This is a genomic window from Cellulosimicrobium sp. Marseille-Q8652 (assembly GCF_965112045.1).
Window position 1 is genome coordinate 457,762 of record NZ_CBCOPS010000002.1, and the last position, 11,991, is coordinate 469,752.

Consider the following 11,991-nt stretch of genomic DNA (forward strand, 5'->3'; position numbering starts at 1 on the left):
GGTACAGCGTGGCACACGTCGGTCCAGGTCGGCCGTATTTCGGGCGACCGCCGACCCGCCCCCGGGGCCGCCGTCGCGCCCGGGCGCTAGCATGCTGCGCACGATGAAGAGCACGTCCCGATATCCGTGGAGCACCTCGTGGTAGGCGACTGGGTCATGGTCGCGCTCGGGGTGCTCCTCACCGCAGGAACCGCCGTCTTCGTGGCCGGTGAGTTCTCCCTGGTCACCCTCGACCCGGCCGTCGTCGGACCTGGTGACGAGCCGTCCGACGAGGAGGGCGACAGACCCGACGGTCGCGACGACCGGCGCGACCGCAGCGTCCGGGCCGCCCTCAAGCACCTGTCGACCGAGCTGAGCTCGGCCCAGGTGGGCATCACCCTCACCACGATCCTGCTCGGCTACACCGCGCAGCCCGCGCTGCTGTCGCTCCTCGCGGACGGCCTGGGGCGCACGCCGCTCAGCCAGGCCGTCGCGGGCGTGCTCGCGGGGATCCTGGCCCTCGTCGTGGTCAACGCGTTCTCGATGGTCGTCGGGGAGCTCATCCCCAAGAACTTCGCGCTGAGCGCCCCGTACGCGACGGCCCGGCAGGTCGTCCCCCTCCAGCGGCAGTTCACGAAGCTCTTCCGCCCGGTGATCGCGGTCCTCAACGGGTCGGCGAACGCCATCCTGCGGCGCGTGGGCGTGGAGCCGCGTGAGGAGCTGTCGGGCGCGCGGTCCGCCACGGAGCTCGCCGCGCTCGTGCGGCGCTCGGCGCAGGAGGGCACGCTCGACGTCTCGGTCGCCACGCTGCTCACCAACTCGATCGAGCTCGACACGCTCTCGGCCGTCGACGTCATGACCGACCGCATGCGCATGGTCGTCGTGGACCGGGACGCGACGGCGGCCGACGTGGTCGACGCCGCCCGTCGCACCGGTCACTCGCGCTTCCCGGTCATCGGCGACGACCGCGACGACGTCGTCGGCCTCGTGCACCTGCGGCGGGCGGTGGCCGTGCCGCACGAGCGCCGCCCGGAGGTGCCCGCCGCGGCGCTCATGGTCGACGCGCCGCGCGTCCCCGAGACGGTCCGCCTGGGTCCCCTGCTCGTCGAGCTGCGCGGGTTCGGGCTGCAGATGGCGGTCGTCGTCGACGAGTACGGGGGGACGTCGGGCGTCGTGACGCTGGAGGACGTCGTCGAGGAGCTCGTCGGCGACGTGGCGGACGAGCACGACCGGAGCCGGGCGGGTGCCGCGCGGCGCGCCGACGGGTCCTGGTTCGTCCCCGGCGTCCTGCGCCCGGACGAGCTCACCGAGGTGACCGGCCTGCGGGTCCCCGAGGACGCCGCCTACGAGACCCTCGGAGGTCTCGTCATGTCGCGCCTCGGTCGCGTGCCCACGACGGGGGACGAGGTCTCCGTCGGCGACGGCGCGGAGCGCGTCGTCGTCCGCGTGGAGGCGATGGAGGGCCGTCGCGTCGAGCGGGTCACCGTGCGTCCGGTACCCGGGGAGGACGGGGCATGAGCTCGACGACCGCGCTGCTCCTCGGGCTCGTCCTCCTCGCGGGGAACGCCTTCTTCGTCGGAGCCGAGTTCGCCGTGATCTCGGCGCGCCGCTCCGCGATCGAGCCGCTCGCCGCGCGGGGCGACCGGCGCGCGCAGACGGTGCTGTGGGCGATGGAGAACGTCTCGCTCATGCTCGCGTGCGCGCAGCTCGGCGTGACGGTGTGCTCGACCGGCCTCGGCGTCGTCGCCGAGCCTGCTCTGGCGCACCTCGTCGAGGGGCCGCTGCACGCGCTCGGCGTGAGCACGTCCCTCGCGCACCCCATCGCGTTCGTGGTCGCGCTGGCGGTGGTCGTCTACCTCCACGTGGTGCTCGGCGAGATGGTGCCGAAGAACCTCGCGGTGGCGGGCCCGGACCGGGCCGTGCTGTGGTTCGGCCCGCCGCTCGTGTGGATCGGACGGGTGCTGCGGCCCGTCATCGTCGCGCTCAACTGGGTCGCGAACCACGTCGTGCGCTGGTCCGGCGTGGAGCCCCGGGACGAGGTGGCGTCGGCCTACACGGCCGAGGAGGTGCAGTCGATCGTCGAGCACTCCCAGGCCGAGGGCGTGCTGCGCGACGAGCAGGGCCTGCTGTCGGGCGCGATCGAGTTCTCCGAGCGCACCGCGAGCGACGTGATGGTCCCCGTCGCCGACCTCGTGACCGTCGTCGAGGGGTGCACGCCCGACGAGATCGAGCGGCTCGTCGCCCAGACGGGGTTCTCGCGCTTCCCCGTCGCGGACGGCTCGGGCGACCTCGTGGGCTACCTGCACGTCAAGGACGTCCTCTACGCCGACGACACGACCCGTCACCACCCCGTCCCCGGCTGGCGCGTGCGGGCGCTCGCCGTGTCGGCCCCGGACGACGAGGTCGAGGACGCGCTGCGTGCCATGCAGGGCTCGGGCGCCCATCTGGCGCGCGTCGAGGGGCCGCACGGCGCGCTCGGCGTGGTGTTCCTCGAGGACATCCTCGAGGAGCTCGTGGGCGAGGTCCGTGACGCGATGCAGCGACGCCCGCACTGACGTCCCCGGACGGTCGCTCGCGGGACCCGCTCGTCACGGCCGGCGTGGGAGCCCTCCCGCGGCGCTGACCAGGAGACTTGGCAACGTCGAAGTGCTTCGTTACTGTTCCGTGATTGACCGCGGTCGCCGTGTCGATCACCGGCTGGCCGCTGTCGTCCGACGTCCGTTCCGAGTGCAGAAGGCAGGTGGCGGGTGGAGTCGCAGCAGACCGACGCCCCCGCCCTCGAGTCCCGCCGCGCACGGCGCGAGGCCGAGCACGGACCCCGTCGCCAGCGACGCAGCCAGGCCCAGGTACCGGGCCAGCACCGGTGGGTCCCCCGGGTGGCGGTCCTCAGCACCCTCGCCGTCGCGACGATCGCGATGCCGCTGTCCGCCGGCGCCGAGGACGGCCTGGGCGCCAGGTCCCCGTTCGAGCCCGACACCCGCCCGGCCGGCCCGAGCGCCCTCGACCTCGCCACCGCCGCCTCGACCGTCCCCGCTCTCTCGGAGAGCGTCGCGGCGGCCCCGCGGACCGTGGCCCGCGACTCCGGCGCGTCCCGCTCGTTCGAACGGGAACCCCTCCCGGGGTGCGACCCCACCGTCCGGCCCACCGGGACGAACGGGAACCTCGACCAGCACGAGCTGTGCGAGCTGTGGCAGGCCGGCGACTTCCTCCGCCCCGACGCCGCCGTCGCGCTGTCCGCGCTCAACGAGGCGTTCCGCGCGAGCTTCGGCCGCGACCTGTGCCTCGTCTCGTCGTACCGCACGCTCTCGACGCAGGTCTCCCTGAAGTCCACGCGCGGCGGCTTCGCCGCCCGCCCCGGCACCTCGATGCACGGCTGGGGCCTCGCCATCGACCTGTGCTCGATCGAGACCGGCTCGCGCGACGTGTACGCGTGGCTCACCGCGAACGGTGAGACCTACGGCTGGGCCAACCCCCCGTGGGCCAAGCGCGGCGGTGGCGGTGCCTACGAGCCGTGGCACTTCGAGTTCACCCAGGGCGTCGAGGAGATGGGCGGCGCCTGAGCCGGTCGGACCGCGCGCGGCTAGGGTCGTCCCATGGCGGACCTGCTGCTCGCCGCGGTCGTGCTGCGCCGTCCCGAGCACGCGCTCGCGGCGCAGCTCGTCGCCCTCGCGCTGCACGGCGTCGTCCGGGAGGTCCGTGACCCCGCGGTCGCCCCGGGACCGTCGCCGTCCGCCGGGCCCGGGGGTGCGGCCGTCGTGCCGGTCCTCGAGCTGGTGGACCCCTCCCGCGCGACCGGGCACGAGACGGACCTGCTCGCCGCCCTCGTCGGTGACGCGCCGCGTGCCGGTGCGCGGCTGCGGCTCGACCCCGACGACGCCGGCCTCCGCGGGCGCCTGCGAGCCGCCGCGGCCGGGGTCGCCCGCGCGGCGCGGCGCGACGGGCTCCTCGACGCGGGGCGCGGGAACCACCCGACCGAGAAGGGGCAGGCGCTGCGCGCCGACCTCGTCGCGCTGGAGGACACCGTCGAGCGCGAGGTCGCCGAGGCACGACGCCGGGACGCGGGGCGGGCGCACGTGTCACCGGGCCTGCTGCCGTGGGCGGTGCTCTTCGGCCACGAGCCGGGATGGGTCCCGGTGGACCACCGGTCGGTCCGGGTGGACGTCGCCGCCCTGTGCGCGGCCGCCGACGCCCTCTCCCGCCGCGTCGTCGGCCACGGCCGCGCCGCGCCGGCCTGAGCGCCGCGCCGGCCTGAGCGCCGCGCGGGCCGGAGCGGCGCGGGTCTGAGCGGCGCGCGGGCTACGGGCCGGCGAGACGCTCGTTGCGCCCGAAGTCCTGGAGGAAGCGCGGTCCCGACGCCGCGAGCTCGGCCGCGTACGCCGCCCGCCAGCCCGCGAAGGGCCGGCTCGCGAGCGCGTCGTTCGAGAACCGGGGGTCGTCCGTCAGCTCGGTGACGCAGAACGCGGGGATCTGCAGGTCCGTGACGGGACCGGAGCGCTCGCACTCCGCGACGACGAGCGGGTGGTCCGCCCCGCCGAACACGTCCACGACCCAGCCGTCGTCACCGAGCCACACGGACCAGCGCGTCTTGACGATGCGCGACCCGCCGCGGCGGATCATCTGGAGCCCGACGGCGACGTCGACCTCACGCTCCGCCTCGTACCGCGTGCCCCCCGCCATCGGACCCTTCACGGTGAGCGTGCACAGGTCGACCTCCGACGCGTAGCGGTCGAGGAGCGTGATCGCGTCCGCCTCGCGGTCCATCGTCGCGTCGACCCCGGGAGCCGTGGCGCGCAGGCGCAGCGCGTACCCCTCGTCGGCGAGGTAGTAGCTCTGCACGATCAGGGCGGGCGCGTCGCGCAGCTCCGCGGGCAGCTCGTGCACGAGGAAGCGTCGTTCGAACTCGAAGTCCCCGTAGCCGCCGTCGGTCATGGGGACACCGTAGCGAAGAGCGGGGGAGCGGCGTCCAGGAGATGCCGGACGACAGCGGACCTGAGGGTGCCCTCGATAGGATTCGAACCTACGACCTTCTGCTCCGGAGGCAGACGCTCTATCCACTGAGCTACGAGGGCGTGCGCCGCGGGGGACCGACTGCGGGACGACCCGGCGGCGCGATGCACGAGACTACCAGCCCGCCGGGCCGGGTCGGCAACCGGTTCGCGCGCGGTCGCGGACGGGTACCGCACGGCGACCGGCGACGGGCCGCAGGTGGTGCGTCGGTAGGATTCTCCCGTGACCCCCGACGAGCTCTCCGAAGCGCTGAGCGCTGCCCTGGCCGCCGCCGTCGCCGACGGCACCCTCGCCCTGCCCGCGGACGCCGTGCCGGCCTCCGTGCACGTCGAGCGACCCCGCCAGCGCGAGCACGGCGACTGGGCCACCAACGTCGCGCTGCAGCTCGCGAAGAAGGCGGGAACGACGCCGCGCGCGCTCGCCGAGGACCTCGCGACCCGCCTCGCCGCGACGCCGGGCGTCAAGGCGGTCGACGTCGCCGGGCCGGGCTTCCTCAACATCACGCTCGAGGCCGGTGCGGCCGGCGAGCTCGCCCGCACGATCGTCGAGGCGGGCGCCGCGTACGGCCGCGGCGACTCGGAGGCGGGCAAGCGCGTCAACCTCGAGTTCGTGTCCGCGAACCCCACGGGACCGCTCCACATCGGCGGTGTGCGCTGGGCGGCCGTCGGCGACTCGCTCGCTCGCGTGCTCGAGGCGAGCGGCGCCGAGGTGGCGCGCGAGTACTACTTCAACGACCACGGCGCACAGATCGACCGGTTCGCGCGCTCGCTCCTCGCCCGCGCCCGTGGCGAGGGGGCGCCGGAGGACGGCTACGGCGGCCAGTACATCACCGAGATCGCCGACGCGGTCGTCGCGGACGCTGTCGCGGCGGGGGAGCCGGACCCGCGCACCCTGCCCGACGACGAGGCGCTCGAGGCCTTCCGGGCCCGTGGCGTCGAGCGGATGTTCGGCGAGATCAAGGCGTCGCTGCACGACTTCGGCGTCGACTTCGACCTGTACTTCCACGAGGACTCGCTCCACGAGTCCGGTGCCGTCGAGCGCGCCGTCGCACGGCTGCGCGAGTCCGGCCACGTCTTCGAGCACGACGGCGCGACGTGGCTGCGCACCACCGACTTCGGCGACGACAAGGACCGCGTCGTCATCAAGTCCGACGGCGAGGCCGCGTACATCGCGGGCGACATCGCGTACTACCTCGACAAGCGCGAGCGCGGCTTCGACGAGGTCATCATCATGCTCGGCGCGGACCACCACGGGTACATCGGCCGGATGATGGCCGTGTGCGCGGCGTTCGGGGACGAGCCGGGCAGGAACCTGCAGATCCTCATCGGCCAGCTCGTGAACCTCGTCAAGGACGGCGAGCCCGTGCGCATGTCCAAGCGAGCCGGCACGGTGCTCACGATCGACGACCTCGTGGGCGCCGTCGGCGTCGACGCCGCGCGCTACTCGCTCACGCGCTCGTCCGCCGACTCGAGCATCGACCTCGACCTCGACCTGCTCACGCGCGCGACCAACGAGAACCCGGTCTTCTACGTCCAGTACGCGCACTCGCGCACGGCGGCCGTGGACCGCAACGCGGCCGACCGCGGCGTGTCCCGCGCCGACGGGTTCGAGCCGGCGCTGCTCGACCACCCGACGGAGGCGGCGCTGATCGGGCGCCTCACGGAGTTCCCCCGGATCGTGGCCCAGGCCGCCGAGCTGCGCGAGCCGCACCGCGTCGCGCGCTACCTCGAGGCGCTCGCCGGGGACTACCACACGTGGTACCAGCAGAAGGACCGCCGCGTGCTGCCGTACCCCGACGAGGAGGTCACGGACACCCACCGCACGCGCCTGTGGCTCAACGACGCGGTGCGCCAGGTCCTCGCCAACGGGCTCGGCCTGCTCGGCGTCTCCGCGCCGGAGCGCATGTGACGGCGGGCGCGGGGCACCCGGGGGAGCCGTGGTCGCGGGGCGTGCGCCGTCGTGACGACGGCGTCGTCGAGGTCGCGGGTCTCGACGTCCACGACCTCGCGGACCAGGTCGGCACGCCCGCCTACGTGCTCGACGAGGCGGACTTCCGGGCCCGTGCCCGTGCCTACCGCACGGCGTTCCAGACGGCCTTCCGCGCCGTCGGGACCGACGTCGACGTCTACTACGCGGGCAAGGCGCTGCTGACGGTCGCCGTCGCGCGCTGGGCGCGCGAGGAGGGCCTGCGCGTCGACACGGCGTCGGGCGGCGAGCTCGCCGTCGCGCTGCGCGCGGGTGTCCCGGGGGCCGAGATCGGGCTGCACGGCAACAACAAGTCCGACGCGGAGCTCGACCGCGCCCTCGAGGTCGGCGTCGGCCGCATCATCGTGGACTCGCTCGTCGAGATCGAGCGCGTCGCCCGCGCCGCCGCGGCCCGCGGGGTCGTCGCGCCCGTCATGGTCCGCGTGACGACGGGCGTGCACGCGGGCGGGCACGAGTACATCTCGACCGCGCACGAGGACCAGAAGTTCGGCCTGTCGATCGCCGCGTCGCGGCGCCCCGCCGACGGGCCGGACGCACCCTCCGACTCGCCCGCCATGACCGCGCTGCTCGACGTGGTGCGCCGTCCCGAGCTGCACCTGCTCGGGATCCACTCGCACATCGGGTCCCAGATCCTCGACCCGACGGGGTTCGAGGTCGCGGCCCGTGCGGTGCTCGAGCTCCGCGCCGACCTCGCGGCGCGCACGGGCGTGCTCGTCGACGAGGTGGACATCGGCGGCGGGTACGGCATCGCGTACCTCCCCGGCGACGTCGCGCTCGACCCGGAGCGGATCGCGAAGGACGTCGCGGCGGCGGTGGACACGGTCGCGACCCGTCTCGGCACTCCGCTCCCGCGGTTCTCCATCGAGCCCGGCCGCGCGATCGTCGGGCCGGCCGGCCTCACCCTCTACACGGTCGGCACGGTCAAGCCCGTGACGCTCGACGACGGCCGCGTCCGGACCTACGTCTCCGTCGACGGCGGCATGAGCGACAACATCCGTCCCGCGCTGTACGGCGCGCAGTACCACGCGGAGGTCGTGAGCCGGGCGTCCGGCGCGGAGCCCGTGCTCGCGCGCGTCGTCGGCAAGCACTGCGAGAGCGGGGACATCGTGGTCCACGAGGTGATGCTCCCCGCCGACGTGCGGGCGGGCGACCTCCTCGCCGTCCCCGCGACGGGCGCCTACGGGCGGTCGATGGCGTCGAACTACAACCTCCTGACGCGACCGCCGGTGGTCGCCGTCACGGACGGGACGGCGCGCGTCCTCGTCCGGCGCGAGACCGTGGACGACCTCCTCGCGCTCGACGAGGGCTGAGCGCACCCGCGGCGGCGCCGACCGTGTGCGGCGCTCGCCGACGCGGTCGCTCTCGATGCGCAGGTCGGGGCCGTGACCACTCCTCGGGAGGGGCGACGGGCCGTGCCCGCGCGCACGTATCCTGTGCCGTGCGGCGTCGCGCCGCCCCGCCCAGGAGCCCGACCGGCCTCGCCGGACGACCGAAAGAAGTTCCGTGCCCGCTGTCCCCGCCGAGCAACACCCGTCCCTGCGCGTCGCCCTCCTGGGCTGCGGAGTCGTCGGCACGCAGGTCGCGCGGCTGCTGACGCAGCAGGCGGACGACCTGGCGTCGCGAGCCGGCGCGCGCCTCGAGCTCGTGGGGATCGCGGTGCGGGACGCGTCCGCGCCGCGCGACCCCGCGATCGACCGGTCGCTGCTCACCGAGGACGCCGCGGCGCTCGTCGAGCGCGCGGACATCGTCGTCGAGGTCGTCGGCGGCATCGAGCCGGCCAGGGACCTGCTGCTCCGCGCGATCGGCGCGGGGGCCGCGGTCGTCACCGCGAACAAGGCGCTGCTCGCCGAGGACGGCCCGACGCTCTACAAGGCCGCCGACGACGCGGGGGTCGACATCTACTTCGAGGCCGCGGTCGCGGGTGCCATCCCCATCGTGCGTCCCGTGCGCGAGTCGCTCGCGGGGGACCACGTGCGCCGCGTGCTCGGCATCGTCAACGGGACCACGAACTACGTGCTCGACCAGATGACGACCACGGGCATGAGCCTCGAGGAGGCGGTCGAGGAGGCCCAGGACCTCGGGTACGCCGAGGCCGACCCGACGGCCGACGTCGAGGGCTACGACGCCGCGGCCAAGGCGGCGATCCTCGCGAGCCTCGCCTTCCACACGCGCGTCTCGCTGGACGACGTCGCGCGCGCGGGCATCATGTCCGTCACCGCCGACGACGTCGCGTGGGCCGCGCAGACCGGCCACGTCATCAAGCTGCTCGCCATCGCGGAGCTGCACGACGACGCGACGGCGGGCGGTGCGGCCGGGGTCTCCGTGCGCGTGCACCCCGCGCTCGTCCCGACGACCCACCCGCTCGCGAACGTGCGCGGGTCGTTCAACGCCGTGTTCGTCGAGGCGGAGTCGGCGGGCGAGCTCATGTTCTACGGCCGCGGCGCGGGCGGCGCGCCCACGGCGTCGGCGGTGCTCGGCGACGTCGTCTCCGCCGCGCGCCACCGGGTCCTCGGCGGCAAGGGTCCGCAGGAGTCCACCTACGCCGAGCTCGCGATCCTGCCCCCGAGCGCCGCGCGCACGCGCTACCAGGTGCGGCTCGAGGTCGACGACCGTCCCGGGGTCCTCGCGCAGGTCGCGCAGGCGCTCGCCGCGCACGGCGTGTCGATCGAGGCCGTGCGACAGCCGGGCACGCCGGAGGCCGCGGAGACCGCCGGGGGAGGCGAGGACCCTGCGGTCGCGCAGCTCGTCATCACCACGCACACCGCGCCGGAGTCGGCGCTCGCGGCGACCGTCGAGGCCGTCGCGGGACTCGGGCCCGTCCGCACCGTCACGTCCGTCCTGAGAGTCGAGGGAGCCTGAGATGACCGGCCGGATGGCCCACCAGTGGCGCGGCATCATCGCCGAGTACGCCGACCGCCTGCCCGCCCACGTGTCGGAGCGCGTCGTGACGCTGGGCGAGGGCGGCACGCCGCTCGTCGAGGCGCCCGCGCTGTCCGACCGCACCGGGGCGCAGGTCTTCGTCAAGGTCGAGGGCATGAACCCGACCGGGTCCTTCAAGGACCGCGGCATGACGACGGCCATCTCCGCCGCGGCGGCGCGCGGCGCGAAGGCGGTCGTGTGCGCCTCCACGGGGAACACGTCCGCGTCGGCCGCGGCGTACGCCACGCGCGCGGGCATGCTGTGCGCCGTCCTGGTGCCCGACGGCAAGATCGCGATGGGCAAGCTCAGCCAGGCGATCGCGCACGGCGCGCGCCTCCTCCAGGTCGACGGCAACTTCGACGACTGCCTGGTCGCCGCGCGCAAGCTCGCCGAGACCCACCCCATCGAGCTCGTGAACTCGGTGAACCCCGACCGGATCGAGGGCCAGAAGACCGGCGCCTTCGAGATCGTCGACGCGCTCGGCGACGCCCCCGACATCCACGCGCTGCCCGTGGGCAACGCGGGGAACATCACGGCGTACTGGCGCGGGTTCCGCGAGTACGCGGGCCAGGGCGCTCCCGGCCACCCGGGCGAGGCGCTGCCGGCGGTCTCGACGCGCGTCCCCCGGATGTGGGGCTTCCAGGCCGCGGGCGCCGCGCCGATCGTCGCGGGCCACCCGATCACCGAGCCCGAGACGATCGCGACCGCCATCCGCATCGGCAACCCCGCGTCGTGGGAGCTCGCGGAGGCGGCTCGCGACGAGTCCGGCGGCGTCATCGAGGCCGTCACCGACGAGCAGATCCTCGCGGCGCACCGCGTGCTGTCGAGCGAGGTCGGCGTGTTCGTCGAGCCCGCGTCGGCGGCGGGGGTCGCCGGTGTCCTCGCTCGCGCCGAGCGCGGGCTCGTCCCGGCCGGCGCGCGGATCGTCGTCACGGTGACGGGCCACGGCCTCAAGGACCCGCAGTGGGCGCTGCGGACGGCGGACGGCGGCGAGGTCGTCCCGACGCGCGTCGGTGCCGACGTCGTGTCCATCGCCGACGCGCTCGGCCTCGGCTGATGCAGCTCGGCGCCGACCACGTCCGGGTCCGCGTCCCTGCGACGAGCGCGAACCTCGGTCCGGGCTTCGACGCGCTCGGCCTCGCGCTCGCGCTCCACGACGTCCTCGAGGTCCGGGCGCTCGCGAGCGACACCGTCGTGGTCGACGTCGAGGGCGAGGGTGCCGGCGAGGTCCCCGGCGACGAGACCCATCTCGTCGTGCGGGCGCTGCGCGCCGCGCTGGACGTCGCGGGGGCCCCGCAGACGGGCCTGCACCTGACGTGCGTCAACCGGATCCCGCACGGGAGAGGGCTCGGGTCGTCCGCGGCCGCCGTCGTGGCGGGGATCGTCGCGGCGCGCGCCCTCGTCGCCGACCCGACCGTGCTCGACGACGCGACCGTCCTGGACCTCGCGACCGTCCTCGAGGGGCACCCCGACAACGCCGCACCCGCGCTCCTGGGCGGGGCGACCGTGGCATGGCTCGCCGGGACCGCAGGAGGGGCACGAGCCGCGCGGCTCGACGTGCACCCCGACGTGCGTGCGACGGTGCTCGTCCCGTCGACGCGGCTCGCGACGAGCCACGCCCGCGGTGTCCTGCCCGAGACGGTGCCCCACGCGGACGCCGCCTTCAACGCCGGCCGTGCGGCGCTCCTCGTCGAGGCGCTCACCCGCAGGCCCGACCTCCTGCTCGAGGCGACCGAGGACCGGCTCCACCAGGAGTACCGGTCCGACGTCATGCCGTCGACGGTCGAGCTCGTGCAGGCGCTGCGCGCCGAGGGCGTCGCGGCGACGGTCTCCGGAGCGGGCCCCACGGTCCTCGTGCTCGGTGACGCGGCGGGGCCGGACGACGCGGGCCGGGTCGCGGCCGAGCTCGTCGGCGGGACGCCCGACTGGGAGGTCCGCGCGATCGACGTCGACCAGCGCGGTGTCGTGGCCGAGCGTCTCCAGGGGGCGTAGTCCCGGTGCTAGGATGGGGTCAGCCTTCGGTCACGTTCTCCCGTACCGTCGGGCGCCCCGTCAGGTGTCCCGCCGCGCACGTCTCGACCGCCATCTCGTGCGGCCGAG

General features: G+C 74.9%; 10 protein-coding genes and 1 tRNA gene. 9 read left to right on the forward strand and 2 right to left on the reverse strand.

Features of this window, described 5'->3' with window-relative positions; genetic code table 11:
* Positions 1-138: 138 nt before the first annotated feature.
* The 4 genes from ACWPWV_RS12005 to ACWPWV_RS12020 all read left to right on the forward strand — a co-directional run bounded on the left by ACWPWV_RS12005 (position 139) and on the right by ACWPWV_RS12020 (position 4,214).
* Entirely contained in the window at positions 139-1,497 is a 1,359-nt protein-coding gene (locus tag ACWPWV_RS12005) for a hemolysin family protein (RefSeq protein ID WP_454043214.1), read from the forward strand.
* Complete coding sequence (locus ACWPWV_RS12010) at positions 1,494-2,534, forward strand: hemolysin family protein (protein WP_454043215.1); 1,041 nt, start codon at positions 1,494-1,496, stop codon at positions 2,532-2,534. The genes ACWPWV_RS12005 and ACWPWV_RS12010 overlap by 4 nt, the downstream gene beginning before the upstream one ends.
* A gap of 192 nt (positions 2,535-2,726) precedes the next feature.
* Complete coding sequence (locus ACWPWV_RS12015; protein ID WP_454043216.1) at positions 2,727-3,539, forward strand: M15 family metallopeptidase; 813 nt, start codon at positions 2,727-2,729, stop codon at positions 3,537-3,539.
* 33 nt (positions 3,540-3,572) lie between these two features.
* Positions 3,573-4,214, forward strand: coding sequence for a hypothetical protein (locus ACWPWV_RS12020; protein WP_454043217.1), 642 nt, complete (start codon positions 3,573-3,575; stop codon positions 4,212-4,214).
* A gap of 61 nt (positions 4,215-4,275) precedes the next feature.
* Here ACWPWV_RS12020 and ACWPWV_RS12025 read toward each other — a convergent pair whose 3' ends face one another.
* Together ACWPWV_RS12025 and ACWPWV_RS12030 are read right to left on the reverse strand one after the other, a co-directional pair.
* Positions 4,276-4,908, reverse strand: a complete 633-nt coding sequence (locus tag ACWPWV_RS12025; RefSeq protein ID WP_454043218.1) for a hypothetical protein — start codon at positions 4,906-4,908, stop codon at positions 4,276-4,278.
* A gap of 67 nt (positions 4,909-4,975) precedes the next feature.
* Positions 4,976-5,048: transfer RNA gene (locus ACWPWV_RS12030), tRNA-Arg, on the reverse strand.
* A gap of 160 nt (positions 5,049-5,208) precedes the next feature.
* Here ACWPWV_RS12030 and argS point away from each other — a divergent pair.
* The 5 genes from argS (at position 5,209) to thrB (ending at position 11,883) form a co-directional block, all read left to right on the forward strand.
* The gene (argS, locus tag ACWPWV_RS12035) at positions 5,209-6,894 is read left to right on the forward strand and encodes an arginine--tRNA ligase (RefSeq protein WP_454043219.1); all 1,686 of its coding nucleotides are present in this window, start codon (positions 5,209-5,211) and stop codon (positions 6,892-6,894) included.
* Positions 6,891-8,282, forward strand: a complete 1,392-nt coding sequence (gene lysA, locus ACWPWV_RS12040) for a diaminopimelate decarboxylase (protein WP_454043220.1) — start codon at positions 6,891-6,893, stop codon at positions 8,280-8,282. The genes argS and lysA overlap by 4 nt, the downstream gene beginning before the upstream one ends.
* Positions 8,283-8,475: 193 nt before the next feature.
* Entirely contained in the window at positions 8,476-9,831 is a 1,356-nt protein-coding gene (locus ACWPWV_RS12045) for a homoserine dehydrogenase (protein ID WP_454043221.1), read from the forward strand.
* A gap of 13 nt (positions 9,832-9,844) precedes the next feature.
* Positions 9,845-10,948 (forward strand): threonine synthase, encoded by a 1,104-nt coding sequence (gene thrC, locus ACWPWV_RS12050; RefSeq protein WP_454044530.1) that lies wholly within the window; start codon positions 9,845-9,847, stop codon positions 10,946-10,948.
* The gene (thrB, locus tag ACWPWV_RS12055) at positions 10,948-11,883 is read left to right on the forward strand and encodes a homoserine kinase (protein ID WP_454043222.1); all 936 of its coding nucleotides are present in this window, start codon (positions 10,948-10,950) and stop codon (positions 11,881-11,883) included. Before thrC ends, thrB begins: the two co-directional genes overlap by 1 nt.
* Positions 11,884-11,991 lie beyond the last annotated feature (108 nt).

Coding starts and splice junctions, on each gene's coding strand:
- ACWPWV_RS12010 (WP_454043215.1), top strand. CDS start 1,494: ATGAGCTCGACGACCGCGCTGCTCCTCGGGCTCGTCCTCCTCGCGGGG.
- ACWPWV_RS12020 (WP_454043217.1), top strand. CDS start 3,573: ATGGCGGACCTGCTGCTCGCCGCGGTCGTGCTGCGCCGTCCCGAGCAC.
- ACWPWV_RS12025 (WP_454043218.1), bottom strand. CDS start 4,908: ATGACCGACGGCGGCTACGGGGACTTCGAGTTCGAACGACGCTTCCTC.
- thrC (WP_454044530.1), top strand. CDS start 9,845: ATGGCCCACCAGTGGCGCGGCATCATCGCCGAGTACGCCGACCGCCTG.
- thrB (WP_454043222.1), top strand. CDS start 10,948: ATGCAGCTCGGCGCCGACCACGTCCGGGTCCGCGTCCCTGCGACGAGC.